Source organism: Flavobacterium sp. 2, assembly GCF_049949195.1.
In the GTDB taxonomy this organism is placed as follows: Bacteria; Bacteroidota; Bacteroidia; order Flavobacteriales; family Flavobacteriaceae; genus Flavobacterium.
Genome location: NZ_CP188206.1, coordinates 4,822,796 through 4,839,979, shown reverse-complemented (window position 1 = coordinate 4,839,979; position 17,184 = coordinate 4,822,796). Strand labels below are relative to the sequence as shown.

Below are 17,184 nucleotides of genomic sequence, written 5' to 3'. Positions count from 1 at the left end.
GGTTTTAAACTCTTGAAATTTATTGCTTAAATTTGTAAAAGCGGAGCCTTTTCTTTAGATGCTTCCTGCTAAATATTTTGAATATGACCGATCCAATATTAGAAAATTTAAACCCAAAACAGCTTCAGGCAGTAAAAACCACTGAAGGCTATATAAGAGTTATTGCAGGAGCGGGATCCGGAAAAACCAAGGCGCTGACCTCACGTTTTGCTTACATAGTGGACCGGCTGGGAATCAACTCATCCAATATTCTCTGCGTGACTTTTACCAACAAGGCGGCGCAGGAAATGAAAAAAAGGGTTAAAGCGCTGATCGGCGATCTCTATGATGTCAGCTTCATCACCACCTACCACGGTTTCTGCGTGAGGTTTCTGCGTGAGGAAATCAATAAAATACACTACCCGAAGAATTTTATCATACTGGATGCAGAAGACCAGAAAACCATCCTTCGCGATGTTTTCACCGAATTGGACATCAATTCCAAAAACCTGACTTTCAAGCAGGTCTTAAGATTTATCTCCAAACAGAAAAGCACCTCTGATTACTTGGGCTACATGATTGAAAATAAAAGCTTCACTACCGACGAAAAAGATTCGCTTTCCAGCCAGGTCTACCAGAAATACCTTGACAAGCAGAAGCGCAACTATGCATTGGATTTTGATGACCTGATCCATTTTACGGCATTTATACTCGATAGCAATCCCGACGTGCTTGCCAAATGGCAGGAAATGATGCATTATATACAGGTGGATGAGGCCCAGGACAGCTCCGACAGCCAGTTCCATCTGGTGGAAATGCTCTCGCGTGTGCACCAGAACCTGTTTCTTGTAGGAGATCCAGACCAGACCATCTATGAATGGAGAGGCGCCAAACCCGAATACCTTGTGGAATTTGACAGGATGTTTCCCGATACGAAGACCATAATAATGAACCAGAATTACCGCTCAACTCCCAACATCCTCAAAGTCGGCAACCATATCATTAAAAACAATAAGGTAAGAGTGGATAAGGATATGATCACTGAGAATCCCGAGGGGGTTGAAGTGGTCCATTTTCACGGCAAAAATGACTTTGAGGAAACGCTGTGGGTGGCTTCGGAAATCAAAGAAATCCTTAAAACGGAAAATGCATCCTATTCCGATATAACCATTTTATACCGTTCCAATCATCTTTCCAGAAATATTGAGCAGGCGCTCATTAAGGAAAACATTCCTTATGCCATATTTGGCGGCGTGCGTTTTTTCGAACGTAAGGAAATCAAGGATGTGCTCTCGTTCTTAAGGCTTATTGTGCAGGGAGACAATTTCTCATTTCTGCGCATGTTCAACCATCCTTCCCGAGGACTGGGCAAAAAGTTTCTGGAAAGGCTGAGCTTTCTGGCAGCCGGGCAGAACCTTTCCCTGCTTGATGCGCTGCAGCGCAATATCGATGATAAGGAACTCAGCAAAAAAGGGGCGGCAGATTTTCTGGCACTGGTTTCAGAACTTAAAAAAGAGGCAGATCAGAATTCCATCTCGGATCTGGTCAAGATCATACTCGACAAAAGCGGGCTCTCCGAACTCTACCGCAAAGACGGCGACGAAGACAGGCTTGAAAATATAAAAGAGCTTGTAAGCTCCATGATGCTGCTGGAGAAAGAAAATAACGCGCCTGTCAATATTGTGGAATACCTGCAGGAAATAGCACTCTATACCGATCTTGATAAAGATACCGAAAATCAGGACAAGGTTCGCCTGATGACCATCCACATCTCTAAAGGTCTTGAATTTCCATATGTATTCCTTTGCGGTTTTACCGAAGGGGTGCTGCCAAGTGCGCTGTCGATTAAAGAAAGAAGAAAAAGGGCAATTGAGGAGGAAAGAAGATTGATGTATGTCGCCGTTACAAGAGCCGAAAAGAGGTTCTATATGACCGACTCGGAAGGGTTTAATTTTACCACGGGCCTCAACAAGTACCCTTCAAGATTCCTATTTGAAATAAAAGAAGAATTTTATGTGCGGAAGGGAAAGCTTTCACCTGAAATTCTTCAGGCGGCGCAATCATCTGCTGCAGCTTCAAAAAACAGCGAAGATACAGCATTCAAACAGGGAGATTTTGTAATGCATCCGGTATGGAATAAAGGAAGGATAGAATCCGTTGATCTGGAGAAAAACCAGTATATCGTACACTTTTTTGAAATGGAAAAGGAAAAACCAATTGATTTTGCTTTCCGTTTTCTTACGGCCGCAGCAGATTCACAAGAGGATGCCGCGTCGCCTGCCAAACTGCTCGAACTGCAAGTTAGCTTAAAGAACACGCCGGATCCTTTTGAAGATAAAGATTCTCCGCAGGACGTTTTGGATAAGGAGGGCAATTCTTCAGACATATTTGACCAAAGCGCTGAGAGCAGTGAAAAAAAATGGCCGGAATAGATGATCCCGTAATCGCTCTGGCAATATCATACTGGCTTGTGATTCAGAACTGTTATTCCTTCTGCTGATTTTCCATGCCGTCTATTATTTTTCCCACTTCTGTCTCGGTGGCTTTAAGCCTGCCCTGGCAGAAGGCGATTAATTCTGAGGCCCTCTTGACTTTAGATGCAAGCTCATCTACTGAGATAGTCTCATTTTCTATTTCTTTTGAAATGGCAGTCAGCTCGCTCCAGGCTGCTTCATAAGTCAGTTTCTCTTCCATCATATTGTATTTTTTCCCTAACGGTGCTTTTTAGTATGGTATCATAAAGGATCACTTCTATATTGTCCCCTTCTTTTATATTTTCTGTATTGCTGGTAATCCCGCCTCCTGCTCTTACGATGGCATAGCCTTTCTTAAGTATGTTCTGCGGTGACATCAGCCTGATGCTTTTCTGCATATGTTCAAGATGCAGGCTTCTGGTTTTAAGATATCCTGCCGCAGATCGTTTCAAGTTTCCGACAAGATAATCAATTTCGCTTCTTTTGCGGGCAAGCAGGCTGCGAGAGATCTGCGCCGTACTCTGCGCCTTTAACGATAACTCACGGCTGTGCTGATAAAGTATGCCTCTGCTGTCCTTTGCAAGCTTCTGATTGGTGTTTGACAGCTTTTCTTTGTAAAGGCCCACAAGCCCTGTTGCGTTTCTGGAGATATTTCTTTTAAGCTCTTCAAGCATTCTGAAATGGCCCATAAAAAGCTGCTGTGATTTGATTACGATATTCTGCTGCAGTGAAAGCAGCCCCACCTCGAAACTTCGGTTGTGGGCGATGATAAACTCTGCGGCTTTAGTAGGTGTTTTGGTGCTGGTATGCGCCATAAGATCCACTATGGAGACATTTTTCTGATGCCCGATCCCCGTTATGACAGGAATCGGAAATTTAGCCACGGCACGTCCTATTTGATAATTATCAAAAATCAGAAAATCGGACTGCGCGCCTCCTCCCCTTATAATGATTATGGCATCGTACGCTATGCCTGTATTGAATACCTCTATGAGCTTATTTAAAAATAGTTTGGCATTATTATCTCCCTGCACTACGGTGTAATAATCATCGATATGAAAAGAATAGCCAAAATCATTATGCTTCAGGGTGTGCCTGAAATCTTCATTCCCCGCCGAATTGCTGGCCGATATCACAGCAAGCCTCTGCATGACAAGAGGCAGTATAAGACGGCTGTTGAGTGTGGAGTAGCCATCCGGTGTTTTGGTGATAAAATCATTTTCTGCTTCCAGTCTTTTTAAGGTTGCATTGCGCTGCTGCTCCAAAACACCCAGAGTAAAGTTGATATCTATATCCAAAACATTAACCGACAATCCGTACAGCGCATGGTAATCCACACTGACCTGTACCAGCACATGAAGATTATTGGTAAATATCTGGCCTGTCTTTTCTTGGAAATCAGACAGCCTTACAGCACCTTCCCCCCACGCTTTTCCCATGATCTTGGCTGTGATCGCGCTGTTTTTCTCCCCTTTCTCAACAAGCTCAAAGTAATGGATCTTTTTATCTGCCTTATAGGTATGGCTTGTCACATCCGCCACTACCCAGTATGTGCGTCCCTTGAAACGATCACTGATGGCCTGATGGATCTGATAGTTTAGCTGAGAGAGTGTGATAAAGTTTTCCGGTCCCATAGAGTAAAGGTGAAACTGCGGCTCTTGGCTTTGATTATTCCGCACAGCTAAGGTAAGGATAATCCATCAGATACTGAAACACTGAAAAACTGCTGCAAAATCATATAGGGAAATTCACAATGAAAACGGATTAAAAGAGCCGCGAAAATAGCATCCGCAGGCTCCTGCATGCGCATAACGGCCTTGCCGCCCTTCGGGACTTATAGCACTCCGGATCCTTTATCGGGCGCTTGATTTTGTGCTTTCTTTTTTCCCGTTTTTCTTTTGGAAAATTTCATGCGGGGCTTGAGGAAAAACAGAAAAGTATTCACTTAAAATTTTTGAATCATGGAAATCTCAGGACGAATTGTAAAAGATGCCGTAACGGCAAAAGTTTCAAATGACAGGGAGGTGGTAAATTTTTCCATCGCCGTAAACGACAGCTACAGACCAAAAGGGTCGGCTGAACTTAAAAAGATAGTGACCTACATCGACTGCTCCTATTGGATGAGTGCTAAAATGGCGCAGTGGCTTAAAAAAGGCACTATGGTCGAACTCTTCGGGCGCATCGGTCTGAACGTCTACACCAATGCCGAGGGCAAAGCGCTCGGCTCATTGACCTTTCACACCAGTAACATCAAGATACTGGTTTTCCCGAAAACAGAAAATACTGTCGATGTTCCCGCAGTCCAAAGCAAAAGAACGGCTAAAGGCGAGTCTGACGACCTGCCTTTCTGATTGGAATCAATACCGTTTCACATTAAAATTATGCGCCATGAAAGCATCAGAAAAATTCAAAACCGCCATAGAAACCTACCTAAACGTGAAAGCGCTGACTGATGCGCTATTTGCTGACAGCTTAAAGAAAGAAACCAAAAACTTGGAGAGCTGTTTCCATTACATTTTCGGCGAGGTCAAAAAAACAGGCGAATGCGCCTTTGACAATCAGGAAATCTTTGACATGGCTGTGAAGTACTACACAGACGACAGCATCGGCACGCCTGCCCCAATTGAGTGCAGGGTCGCAGTCACCCCTCCCGCAAAGCCTGATTTGTTCTCTACTGCTCCCGCAGTTTCTGAAAATGAAGTTCAGAAAACAGAAACAGTACCGCCACTCGTGAAGCCTGTTCAGCAAACCCTAACACTCTTTGACTTATGATACCTAAAACAGCTATAGAAAAAGAAATCTGCGGCTTAAGCGACAAACTTGCGCCAATCACAGAGCAGATGAAACAGTGGGCGGAAAAAAATATTTTTCTGAAATGGGCGGTGCTCTCAAGGGGAAAATTTCATTGCCTCGAATGCACCCACTCGTGGAAACCAGACAGCGAAAGCCAGTCCTGTCAAAAGTATATCAATTGCACCGCCTGTCAGGGCAGGCTTAAAATGCACCAATACAATCAGGTGCATTTCAAAGAAATCGAATACTTTGCCGTGACTGATGCCTGCCAAGGGTATCAGGTCGTGCGCATCATCTGTTCGCACAAGAACATGAAAAAGAATTTTCTTCCCGACTATTCACATTCGGAAGTAATGCAGCATTGGATTAATCCCAAAGGGGAAGTGCGCACCATCTCCCGTAGCACCAACGTTTTTTCCCAAACCTATGATGCATGGAAATATTATTCCCCACTCGAAATCCGTCCTAAAAATTTTCAGGACTCCCCAAAATACCGCATCAATCCCTATAAGGTTTATCCAAGCCTGAAAGTGATTCCGCTTTTGAAAAGAAACGGCTTCAAGGCTTCCCTGCACGGCATTGCCCCTCAGATTCTCTTTACAGCTCTTTTAAAAGACCCCATTGCGGAAACCCTATTGAAAAGTTCGCAGAACTCCCTGCTCAAACATTATCTGACTTCCCATGAACAGCACCTGCGTGAGAATTGGCAGGCTGTGAAAACCTGCCTTAAGCACGGCTATAAAATTCAGGACATCAAAATCTGGGAGGATTATATTGCCCTGCTCCGATGGTTTAAAAAAGACCTCACCTCCCCTGCGCTTGTCTGCCCTGAAAACTTGGACGAAGCGCATGACAGGCTTGTCGCCAAAAAAATGGAGATTCAAAGAAGAAAGCATCTTGCGCAGATGCGCGCCGAAATACAGCAGGCAGAGCCGATTTATGAGAACGATAAAAAACAGTTCTTGGGACTTTCTTTTACCGATAAAGACCTAACGGTAAAAGTGCTTGAGCGTGTGCAGGATTTTCTCAACGAGGGCGACACGCTCCATCACTGCGTATTTACCAACGAGTATTATAAAAAGAAAGATTCGCTTATCCTTTCTGCGCAGATAGAGAACAGACCAATTGAAACCATTGAAATTTCCCTTTCAAAAATGGAAGTCATCCAATGCAGAGGGAATCGAAATAAAGCCACTAAATATCACAGCAGGATTCTGAGGGTAATCCGCAGAAATCTGCCAGAGATTGCTGGACGTTTGAAAAAACAGAAAAAGCAGACCGCTCCAGCTTAACCCATTTTACTACTTAGACCGCAGATTTACACTGCGGTTTTTTTTTGGCGCGCAGACACTTTAAGGCGCACGGGACAGTCTTCGTTTAGGGGCTATTGGGAAATGTTAAGTCAATTTCATCACAAAGGTCGGGCACGTCTTTCGGTTCTCCGCAAAAAATTCCCCCATAAATGCAGGGCTGAGCTCCTGCTTTATTGCGTTGCTTTCTGCGTTCGCTCAGCCCTGCCCGGGCAGCGGTGCTGTAATTAATCTTAAAACTACAGCAGCTATGAAAAATGCACATCAAAACACAGACTGGCAGAAAGTATCAGAAATCGAACTGATCTATAAATCCAGAGTAAAAAGCACTGAAAGGCCTTATATCGGTTCTTCCAGAGATGCTTACCGAATACTTCTCGACAGCTGGGATCCCGGCAAAATAGAATTCTTTGAGCAGTTCAAAGTATTGCTGCTCAACCAATCCAACAGGGTTCTGGGAATCTACGAGGTTTCCTCAGGAGGCATTGCGGGAACTGTGGTTGATATGCGCCTGCTTTTCGCGGCAGCCCTGAAAGCTGCCGCCGTCGGAATCATTATCACCCACAACCATCCCTCAGGAAAAACAGTGCCTTCCGAGGCCGACAGAAATATGACCCGAAAAATCCGTGAAGCGGGAAAACTGCTGGATATACCGCTTCTCGACCACATCATCGTGACACCTGAGACCTATTACTCTTTTGCAGATGAAGGCGCCCTGTAAGGGCGTTTTCATCTTTCACGCCCTTGCGCTGTTCTGGTTTTTTAGGTAATTTTGCCTTATGAATCCCGAAGAAATAAAACGATACTTTGAAGCCTCACCGCCGCCGAAAGAGGTGGACTGGAAACCATGGGCAAAGATTACCGACACTCAGGTTTTCCTGAGGAGCTGCTATACCACCATCAAAAACTTTAACGGCCCGATAGACCGCTGCCCCGCCTGGTGGCATCTGAGGGATTTTTACCTTCTTATGAAGAAAACAGCCGGCCAGCCGATCAGCGATGAGCCTGCTTCAGAATAATTCTGATCCTTCCGTAAATTCTTAATAAAGCAAAAAAGCACCCAAATCGGTGCTTTTTTTATGCCCTGAAAAATAAGGCTTTTTAAACTTTGTTATTATTTAGAACATTTTATTTTTACAAATTGTTATTATCTGTACTAATTTTGACTGGTATAAAATGATTAAGATTATGAGCCGGGCTATTGTACACATCGACATGAACACGTTTTTCGTCTCCTGCGAAAGGCTGACAAATTCAGAACTGAACGGCATACCGCTTATCATCGGCGGAGGTGACAGGGGCGTTGTGGCTTCCTGCTCTTATGAAGCCAGAAAATTCGGCGTGCGTTCCGCCATGCCGATCCATATGGCCATGAAGCTCTGCCCTCAGGCAAAAATTATGAAAGGCGACATGGAACTCTATTCCAGGCTTTCCCACGACATCACCGAGATCATTCAGGAGAAAGCGCCCGTGGTGGAAAAAGCCAGCATTGATGAATTTTATCTTGACATTACCGGCATGGATAAATTCTACGGGAGCTACAAATGGACTGATGAGCTCGCCCAGCGCATCACCAAAGAAACGGGGCTTCCCCTCACCTTTGCCCTTTCGGTCAACAAAACAGTTTCGAAAATCGGAACCGGCGAAGGCAAGCAGAAGCAGAACCTTGAAATTCCCGAGCATCTTGTCCAGTCCTTTTTGAATCCGCTCTCCATTAGAAAAATCCCGATGGTCGGCCAGAAAACCTTTGAGCTTCTTTCGAGAATCGGCATCCGCACCATCCAGACACTCTCTGAAATGCCGGCCGAATCCCTGCAGCAGATGATCGGCAAAAACGGCACCGAGCTCTGGAAAAAAGCCAATGGTATTGACAACACGCCTGTGGAGCCCTATACGGAAAGAAAATCAATTTCTACCGAGCATACCTTTTCACAGGACACCATTGATGTAATGAAATTAAACCGCATCCTGCAGGGTATGGTGGAGAAACTGGCATATCAGCTGCGGGCTGAAGAATGGCTCACCTCAACGGTGACCGTCAAAATACGGTACGCCAATTTTGATACCGAAACCAAGCAGACAAGAGTGCCTTACACCTCGGCGGATCATATTCTGACCCAGACCGTTACGGATCTCTTTACCAAACTCTACCAGCGCCGTATGCGCCTGCGCCTTATCGGCGTACGCTTCAGCGGACTGGTCAGGGGAACCTATCAGATTGACCTATTCAATGACACCGAGGAAATGCTGGCCCTTTACCAAGCTATGGACAGGATGAAGACCCGTTACGGTTTTGATGCCGTGATGCGATGCGCAGGCGCATCGTTCAAACCCAACAATAAAGACGAAATTTTAAAACGCAAAAAATAAATCATGTACCTCAACTGCCACTCTTTTCATTCACTGCGCTACGGCACCATTCCGCTGGATGATCTGATAAGACAGGCAGCGGACTGCGGTGTGACGGCAGCGGCCTTGACCGATATCAATACCGTAACAGGGATTTATGATTTTATAAAAGGCTGCCAGGCTATAGGCATAAAACCGCTTGTCGGGATAGAATTCCGCTGCAGGCACAAATTCCGTTATATCGGTCTGGCCAAAAATGCTGCAGGACTTGCCCGGATGAACCGTTTTCTGACCGATCATAATTTCAGCGGAAATCCCCTGCCTGAGAAGGCTCCGGATTTTGAATCGGTATACATCATCTATACGCTGGAAAACGCACCTGCACAGCTCAGCGAAAATGAATATATCGGCATCCAGCCTGACCAGCTCGGCAGGCTTTTCATGCCTGAACTGAAAAAGAAGATTTCCAAGATGGTTATCCTTCAGCCAGTGGTATTCCGCACCAAAAGGGAATACAACCTGCACAGGATCCTGCGCGCCGTTGACCTCAATGAGCTTCTGTCCAAACTCGGTCCTGAGGACTGCTGCGGAAAATCAGATATGATGATACCCGAAACGGAACTTATAGATTTATATAAAGATTATCCCCAGATCATCCAGAATACCCGATTCATTATCGAACACTGTAATTTTCAGTATGATTTTGAGACTTCGAAAAACAAAAAGCATTATACCAAAAATAAAGCAGGAGACATTGCCCTTCTGACCACCCTTGCCGAGGAAGGTCTTGTATGGCGTTACGGAAGACATAACGCCGAAGCAAAAGCGCGTGTCGAGAAAGAGCTCAAAGTCATCAACGATCTTGAATTCAGCGGGTATTTCCTCATTACTTGGGATATCATCCGCTACAGCAACAGCCGCGGTTTCCTTCATATCGGAAGGGGCTCGGGAGCCAACAGCATTATTGCCTACTGTCTGGGAATAACGGACATATGCCCTTTGGAGCTTGATCTTTATTTTGAGCGCTTTCTGAATGAAAACCGCAAGAGCCCTCCGGATTTTGATATAGACTGGTCGTGGAAAGAGCGTGACGTGATCCTGAAATACATCTTTGACCGCTACGGCTATGAGAACGTGGCTTTCTGCGGCACCAATGTGGAATTCAAGTACCGTTCCATATTCAGGGAAGTTGGCAAGGTTTTCGGACTTCCCAAAGACGAGCTGGATATGCTGGCAAAAAATCCCATGAAGCTCCACCAAAGCAATTCCATTGTCAAATTGGTGCAGGAATACGGCATGATGCTCGAAAAATACCCCAATATGAGAAGCATGCATTCTTGCGGGATCCTGATCTCGGAAGAACCGCTGACCAATTACACACCGCTGGAAATGCCGCCAAAAGGTTTTCCAATCGTGCTCTTTGATATGCATACGGCAGAGGATATCGGCTTTGACAAGTTTGACATCCTCAGCCAGAGAGGCATCGGACATATTGATGATACCGTGAAAATAATCGAGCAGAACAGAGGAATCCGCATCAACATCCGAGACACGAGAATCTCAAAAAACGAACAGTCCGCAAACGTCTATCTTGCCGAGGGACGCACCATCGGATGCTTTTACATCGAAAGCCCGGCGATGCGCGGACTCTTGCGCCGTCTGAAATGCGACAACTATAAAACACTTGTGGCTGCTTCATCAATCATCCGCCCGGGTGTGGCGCAGTCCGGTATGATGAAGGAATATATCTTCCGCCATAACAACCCGTCAAAATTTGAATATTTTCATCCAGTCTTTGAAAAGGAGCTTGGAGAAACCTACGGAATTATGGTCTATCAGGAAGACGTGATCAAAATTGCCCTGCATTACGGCGGGCTCTCGGCCGCAGATGGCGATATACTAAGACGAGCCATGTCGGGCAAGGGACGCTCAAAAGCGGCGCTTCAGAAAGTAAAGGACGATTTCTTTATTTCAGCCGCCGCAAAGGGTCATCCCGAAGCACTGAGCCAGGAAATCTACCGTCAGATCGAGTCCTTTGCTGGCTATTCCTTCTGTAAGGCGCACTCGGCATCCTATGCAGTGGAAAGTTATCAGAGCCTGTACCTGAAGGTGCACTACCCTGTTGAATTTATGGTTGCCGTAATCAATAATCAGGGAGGATTTTACCGCACTGAAATCTATGTGTACGAAGCCAGAATGGCCGGTGCTGTTATCCATACTCCCTGCGTGAATAAAAGCGCATATGAAACCACTCTTTACGGCAGCGACATTTATCTGGGCTTTATGCACCTGCAGGGCCTGGATTCAAAACTATCGCAGTTCATCGCTTTTGAGCGCGAGAGAAACGGCATTTACAAATCACTGGAAGATTTCATAAACAGGGTGCCAATGGGAATTGAGAATGTGAAGGTGCTTATTTTCATCGGCGCTTTCCGCTTTACCGGAAAAACCAAAAACCAGCTGCTGGTGCAGGTAAGCCTTCTGATGAATAATTTAAAGCCTGAAAACCGGGGGCTTATGCTCATTGAGCAGCCCGCAAAAGAATTTAAGCTGCCTGTTCTGGAGCGCTCTGTATTTGAGGATGCCTTTGATGAAATCGAGCTTTTGAATTTCCCTGTATCCTGCACAGTTTTTGATTTGCTGCAGACAAAGCACCGCGGAGATGTCATGGTGAGGGATTTATTAAAATACCATAAAAAACAGGTCCGCATGCTGGCCTATCTCATCTCGACCAAACAGGTGCCGACCAAAAGGGGCAATATGTATTTCGGGACATGGATCGATAATGAGGGAGCCTATTTTGATACGGCGCATTTTCCGGACAGTCTTGTTCAGAATCCATTTCAGGGAGGAGGCTGCTACCTGCTATTGGGTACCGTGGAAATTGATTATCATTTCCCGACGATCACCATTTCACGGATGGCGAAAATGCCATTTATCCCTGACCCAAGATATTCGGACTCGGAAAAAAGGTATACCACACAGCACAATATCAAACAGGATGTCAGCAGCACACACAGACAGCCTTATCCGCAGGAGCACGAAATCAACCTGCCGCGTCACAGAATGAAATTTTGATTTTATATATATGTAAAGTCCTAATAATGAATTAAATTTGATAGAGAAGAAAAAAAAGAAAAGAAAAATAAGCATAAAGCACATCAGTTTTCTGCTGTTTCTTTTCCAAAGCTTTTGCTTTCGCTTTTCATTTCTTTTATAAGCCTTTCAATGTGCTTGATGTCTATTGGGTAAGATTCAAAAAGATCGTTTTGTCAAACTTAAGCACAATTAAAAAGACAAAAGGCCTTATAAGACCTAGATTGTATCAGAATAGGATATTTTTAAACAGCCATAAAACGGAAAATTATGTGTTATTATACCCAGCAAAATGCTTCGATAGAAGATCTCAAAAGAAGATTTAATGCAGAACTCGATAATGAGGAAACCTACCTTCAGTCGGATTTTATAAACGGGTTCTCCCATCCCAACATTCCTGTGATACTGAATTCCTCTCCGCATCTAATCACAACGGATTATACTTGGGGACTTCTGCCTTCCTGGGCAAAAGACATTGAGTTTAGAAAGAATACACTGAATGCCCGCATTGAATCTATTGACGAAAAAGCATCGTTCAAAAACATAACCCATAACCGATGCCTTATCATCGCTTCGGCCTATTACGAATGGCATTGGAATGATGAGAAGGGAAAAAGCAAGGATAAGTACCAGATCAACTCGCAGGATGATGAAATCTTCACTTTTGCAGGTTTGTATTCCTCCTGGACAGATCCTGTAACGGATGAAATTAAAAACACTTATACCATGGTAACCACAAAAGCCAACAAAATAATGGACTTCGTGCACAACCACAAAAACAGGATGCCGATAATGCTAAAAAAACAGGATGAGACAGCTTGGCTGGACCAGTCTGTTGCTATTACCGAATTTGCCTATCCCTACGAAGGAAACTTAATCGCACTTCCTTCAAATTAATAACAGATTTATGAAACAGGATATCGACTATTTCAACGGAATGACCAACGAAGACCTGCATCAGAGATTTATGCAGAAGCTCTATTCCAAGACAGAGTTCATCCAGTACAATGATCCTGATGATTTTTTCGATCCCGAACAGGAATACGGAAACCATATAACACAGTGTATTGCCGAGGAAAGAAATTTTATAAGAGAATTAATTCGCACCGCATCATCCGAAGCAGGAACAGTATTAACCGAGAGGCAGATTGAAGAAATGGTGCAGAAGAAAAGAGAAGAAATCAACCAGCTCACCGGATCTGCCATCGAAGATTATATTGAAAAGGTTTCGGTAACTTATATAGATCCTTTGCCAAAATGTGGACAAAAATATCTTATCCTTCAATGGCTGTACAGTTCTTGTAAGTATTTAAAATCTTTATTTAAATAGAGATAATTACAAAACCATAAATCTAAAGTCATGGTAACTTTAAAAAACAGATTAAATGCTTGAATAAAACATCCATTTAAAACTTTTTCCAAATCATGGATATTTGGAAGATGAGTATTATACAAATTTAAAGAATAATCAAATGTTTTCAATTTTAACAAGCCATTCATGAAATCCTTGACATTTTGCTCTCATTTTTCCTAGTCCTATCTCTGTAACAATATTTATACTGTCAGATGTTTTCTTATACCTTCTGATATATTTTTCTAATCGTTTAGAAGGGGCTGTCGTAAGACCATTATTTATTTCTTCTGGATTAGGGTAATTTGTACAAATTTCTTTCAATTTAGAAATTCTCGCTTCATTGCTTTCATATATATTATCAAATACTTCTTGATCACAAAACGCAAGAGTTTCAAATTCGTGAAGCAATATAAATGGTATAAATTTTATTTGTTCATCCAGATCATTTTTCATTCCATCTTCTAAAATTTTCATCCTTATTTTCTTATCTGTCTCTTCATGTGCTCGATCCCAATCTTCAAATTTATGATGATCATATATACCATAATAGTCTATAAAAGTGGTAATAGTAACATCGTTGTTATCCTCAAAATGTGTTTCTATTTGTTCTTTTAAAATACGCCATGGTACAATACCTCCGTCAGAATGCAGAATTAAGGTAAAATTTAAATTAATCCCAACTGATTCGAAATAAGGCTGAAGTATTCGTTTACAGAATTCAATCTCTGTAGTTCCCTCACAAATTACTAATACTTCTTTCATATTATTGAGGCTGTCCATTATTTATAATATTCTTTTTCCATAAAGTCCCAACTGAATAGTCATTTATCCAATTTGAAAGGCTGTCAGAATTTAATCTGGTGAAATTAGATTCTCCATCTACATTGTCGACAGTTAATATATCCTCAGGTTCAAAATTATTTAATAATTCAATTGATTGCGTAGCCATGATAACTTGGCATTCTTCCCTAACACTAATTATCATATCCGCTAAATTTGAAATTGCTACAGGGTGAAGACCAAGCTCTGGTTCATCAAGTATAATAATTTTAGGCAATACAGGCTGCATAAATAGAGTTGATAATGCAATAAATCTTATTGTCCCGTCTGAAAAATTGTTTACACCATAAATATATTCACTGTACTTATCTGTCCAGCGAACTTTCAAAATATTGTTCTCATCAGGCACAAGATAAAAATCATTAAAGTATGGAGCAATATTTTGAATATTCTTGACCAATCTAACATACAGCTTAGTTCTTTTCTCTTTTATTTTATACAAAATCGCTGCCAGATTACTACCATCGCTATACAATAAATAGGAATCATTTTCAATATTTGAAGAAGAATTGAAGGGGGAATTTTTCCCTGTATCATGAAAATGATACTTTCTAAAACTGGATAAAAATTCTGTAGTATATTTAGCACGTGGAGTTGTATTAAACTTTAAATTTGATTCATTATTGTAATTTGAAATCGAAAATGGGTTAGTGTAATAGGGATTATTATCATACCATAGATCTTCCTGTGTAAAAACAAAATGATCTTGTCCTTTTTCCAACTCAAAAGAATATTGGTTAGGTCCAAAGAATAATTTTGAGCTTAATTTCGTTGCTGGGTTCTTCCCTTTATGCAAAAAACTATCCATCTCTCCATTCTGCTTAACATAAGGCCTTAATTTCTGTTCATATAAGTTGAAAAGAAACTCAAAAAAAGATAAAAAATTACTTTTACCTGATCCATTAGCACCAATAAGGATATTTATTGATGTAAGTTTTATCTTCTGATTTTGAATAGATTTATATCCCTTTATTTCAATTTTATTCATTCCCATTTCACGTTCTTTTTATAAATCGAATCCTAATTTCATTTCTATTTAAGTCCATTTTTTCTGCTTTCATTTATTCAGTTGTACTTACCAACCTACCTTAGCTTGGGTTTAATTAATTCCTCATAAATTTGTTGTGGATACATTCCACTTAATTTCAAACCTGTTAAATCCTCAAGTAGTACATCAGCGGCTGCAATTCCAACCGGTGTATATTTGAATATAGTATCTTTGTTTTTAAATATTTCTGGCGTAAAAAAACGCGTAAATTCATTCATCTCTTTTGAAATTAAAGACATTATTTTGGCAGTATTATTTTGATTTATCTTTTTTAAATACAGAAGAATATTGGGCTCGATAACGTCTTCCAAGTCAACTTCAGATATCCTTGTCTCTTTTTGTAAAATTGTCTCGGGTAAAAATTTCTTCTCTTCCTGTTTATACGGCTGCTCTTTAATCGATAGGTCAACTATTTTAAAAGGAGGCACCACCAGCCATGCATGAGCTGCGGCAAATTCTCCTTGATCTATTGTCCAAAAATACTTTGTTCTAATACCAGATTCCTTTGGAAAAGTAATAGTTAAACTTCCTTTTACGGCATAATTCCAAATTTTTTCCCTTTCTAGAATTCTACTTAAAGCCATAGACATATCTATACACGCTCCTTGTCGTTTGTCTTTTAAAAGTTCTTCATAAAGAGTATTGCAAATAATTGGAAGTTTTTCTTCTACCTTTTTCAGATAATTCTCATCATATTTTTGTTGTTTAACAAAACTTGCGTAATTATTTAAGATTGCAGGATTTGAATGTTCAATTTTTAGAAAATTTGAATCATCATAGAACCCTGGTTTATTTGTCCGAATTGAATGCTTTTTAAAAAAAGCTTGTTGGCTTTCAAAAGTTTCCTTAAATGGTATCATATAATGAAATAATTTAAAAATTTTAGTGCAAAGCGAGGTTTTGGAATAAAGATGAGTTTTTTTTTCTTTAAACGCTAATTTCCCAAGTATAATTTATCAATAAATACAACTAAAGATTAAATCTCAGGTATTGAATGTTAGATGAATTACACTTTAGTCAATACCATATGCAAATCTAATAGTTTTTAGAGCCGCTCTTCTTGCCTGTAGCTCTGTTTTAAATTCTCTTTCATAAAAATAAAAAAAAACCTTTTTGTACGCAGGAATTTCTAGATAGATAAATTCTCCTGAAGTATGAAAGTAATGAAAGGTCTTCTCTTTGGTAGTTCCAATTATCAGACTTCTTTCTCTATTGATTTTATTTTTAGTTGCTATTCGCTTAAGTGCCTTTCTAGCTTTAGTTGTTATGATTCTCACTGAATACAATCGCATAAAAGCAATCGAAAACTCAGCTAGAAACGGAATATATTGCGATTTTTTATGACGTTTAAAATCTGTTCTTAGATCCCAAACTTGGAATTTAAAATCAATTATTTCGAACCAACGAATTATTAACAATAAATCATCAGGACTATAGAAGTTATTTTTCAGGTCTGTTCTTCCTAAAATAATTTGAATCTCTCGCTCCAGAGAATTGAACAAATTAGAATTACAATTCGAACAAAGTGGTATCGTTGCACCTACATATGATTGCTCTAGTTCATTGACATCGGAAGTAAAAAAATGTTTAGGATCATTCTCGAAAACCCATCGAGGCAAAATATGCTCCTTTGTTAAATTTGATTCATTACCGCAGAATGAACATGACGGAACTCTTTTTTTCGAGATTAAACCTGTCAAATAATCATCAAATAATTTCCCTATAACATACTTTCCATGAATACGGGCAATTTTTCTAATTGCAAGCAATTTTTTTTCAATGGACATTTTTACCGTACTTGAGTTTACATTTTTACTAAAGAGTTTGCACTATAATTAAGTTTAATATTAGAGATACCAGTCTTTCCAGCATGCGCGACTTCTTCTAAGCACATAATCAACTGAATAAAATTTAATGCCGAAAACTATTATGGTGTTTGTT

General features: G+C 41.2%; 16 protein-coding genes. 10 read left to right on the top strand and 6 right to left on the bottom strand.

Annotation, left to right across the window (positions count from 1 at the left end):
• Nucleotides 1-83 precede the first annotated feature (83 nt).
• Nucleotides 84-2,411: an ATP-dependent helicase gene (locus ACNFIH_RS21030; protein ID WP_426484641.1), complete on the top strand. Its 2,328-nt coding sequence runs from the start codon at nt 84-86 to the stop codon at nt 2,409-2,411.
• A 52-nt stretch (nt 2,412-2,463) separates the two neighbouring features.
• Here the strand turns inward: ACNFIH_RS21030 and xseB are convergent, their stop codons facing one another.
• Together xseB and xseA are read right to left on the bottom strand one after the other, a co-directional pair.
• Entirely contained in the window at nt 2,464-2,673 is a 210-nt protein-coding gene (xseB, locus tag ACNFIH_RS21025) for an exodeoxyribonuclease VII small subunit (RefSeq protein ID WP_426484640.1), read from the bottom strand.
• Nucleotides 2,651-4,087 carry an exodeoxyribonuclease VII large subunit gene (gene xseA / locus ACNFIH_RS21020; protein WP_426484639.1) on the bottom strand — a complete coding sequence of 479 codons (1,437 nt, stop codon included), beginning with the start codon at nt 4,085-4,087 and terminating at the stop codon, nt 2,651-2,653. Before xseA ends, xseB begins: the two co-directional genes overlap by 23 nt.
• Before the next feature lie 327 nt (nt 4,088-4,414).
• Here xseA and ACNFIH_RS21015 point away from each other — a divergent pair, with 327 nt between their 5' ends.
• The 9 genes from ACNFIH_RS21015 to ACNFIH_RS20975 all read left to right on the top strand — a co-directional run bounded on the left by ACNFIH_RS21015 (nt 4,415) and on the right by ACNFIH_RS20975 (nt 13,331).
• Nucleotides 4,415-4,804: a single-stranded DNA-binding protein gene (locus ACNFIH_RS21015; protein ID WP_426484638.1), complete on the top strand. Its 390-nt coding sequence runs from the start codon at nt 4,415-4,417 to the stop codon at nt 4,802-4,804.
• 37 nt (nt 4,805-4,841) lie between these two features.
• Nucleotides 4,842-5,225 (top strand): Cas9 inhibitor AcrIIA9 family protein, encoded by a 384-nt coding sequence (locus ACNFIH_RS21010; protein WP_426484637.1) that lies wholly within the window; start codon nt 4,842-4,844, stop codon nt 5,223-5,225.
• Nucleotides 5,222-6,538 (top strand): PcfJ domain-containing protein, encoded by a 1,317-nt coding sequence (locus ACNFIH_RS21005; RefSeq protein ID WP_426484636.1) that lies wholly within the window; start codon nt 5,222-5,224, stop codon nt 6,536-6,538. Before ACNFIH_RS21010 ends, ACNFIH_RS21005 begins: the two co-directional genes overlap by 4 nt.
• Before the next feature lie 268 nt (nt 6,539-6,806).
• The gene (locus ACNFIH_RS21000) at nt 6,807-7,277 is read left to right on the top strand and encodes a JAB domain-containing protein (protein ID WP_426484635.1); all 471 of its coding nucleotides are present in this window, start codon (nt 6,807-6,809) and stop codon (nt 7,275-7,277) included.
• Between the two features lie 58 nt (nt 7,278-7,335).
• Nucleotides 7,336-7,575 (top strand): DUF6965 family protein, encoded by a 240-nt coding sequence (locus ACNFIH_RS20995; protein ID WP_426484634.1) that lies wholly within the window; start codon nt 7,336-7,338, stop codon nt 7,573-7,575.
• Between the two features lie 169 nt (nt 7,576-7,744).
• Nucleotides 7,745-8,926: a DNA polymerase IV gene (dinB, locus tag ACNFIH_RS20990; protein WP_426486738.1), complete on the top strand. Its 1,182-nt coding sequence runs from the start codon at nt 7,745-7,747 to the stop codon at nt 8,924-8,926.
• A gap of 3 nt (nt 8,927-8,929) precedes the next feature.
• Nucleotides 8,930-11,983, top strand: a complete 3,054-nt coding sequence (locus tag ACNFIH_RS20985) for a DNA polymerase III subunit alpha (RefSeq protein WP_426484633.1) — start codon at nt 8,930-8,932, stop codon at nt 11,981-11,983.
• A gap of 288 nt (nt 11,984-12,271) precedes the next feature.
• Nucleotides 12,272-12,898: an SOS response-associated peptidase gene (locus ACNFIH_RS20980; RefSeq protein WP_426484632.1), complete on the top strand. Its 627-nt coding sequence runs from the start codon at nt 12,272-12,274 to the stop codon at nt 12,896-12,898.
• Between the two features lie 10 nt (nt 12,899-12,908).
• Complete coding sequence (locus ACNFIH_RS20975; RefSeq protein ID WP_426484631.1) at nt 12,909-13,331, top strand: hypothetical protein; 423 nt, start codon at nt 12,909-12,911, stop codon at nt 13,329-13,331.
• A 138-nt stretch (nt 13,332-13,469) separates the two neighbouring features.
• Here the strand turns inward: ACNFIH_RS20975 and ACNFIH_RS20970 are convergent, their stop codons facing one another.
• The 4 genes from ACNFIH_RS20970 to ACNFIH_RS20955 all read right to left on the bottom strand — a co-directional run bounded on the left by ACNFIH_RS20970 (nt 13,470) and on the right by ACNFIH_RS20955 (nt 17,030).
• The gene (locus ACNFIH_RS20970) at nt 13,470-14,117 is read right to left on the bottom strand and encodes a DUF4276 family protein (protein ID WP_426484630.1); all 648 of its coding nucleotides are present in this window, start codon (nt 14,115-14,117) and stop codon (nt 13,470-13,472) included.
• A 1-nt stretch (nt 14,118) separates the two neighbouring features.
• Complete coding sequence (locus ACNFIH_RS20965) at nt 14,119-15,189, bottom strand: AAA family ATPase (protein ID WP_426484629.1); 1,071 nt, start codon at nt 15,187-15,189, stop codon at nt 14,119-14,121.
• 89 nt (nt 15,190-15,278) lie between these two features.
• Nucleotides 15,279-16,103 carry a hypothetical protein gene (locus tag ACNFIH_RS20960; RefSeq protein WP_426484628.1) on the bottom strand — a complete coding sequence of 275 codons (825 nt, stop codon included), beginning with the start codon at nt 16,101-16,103 and terminating at the stop codon, nt 15,279-15,281.
• A gap of 153 nt (nt 16,104-16,256) precedes the next feature.
• Nucleotides 16,257-17,030 (bottom strand): hypothetical protein, encoded by a 774-nt coding sequence (locus ACNFIH_RS20955; protein ID WP_426484627.1) that lies wholly within the window; start codon nt 17,028-17,030, stop codon nt 16,257-16,259.
• Nucleotides 17,031-17,184 lie beyond the last annotated feature (154 nt).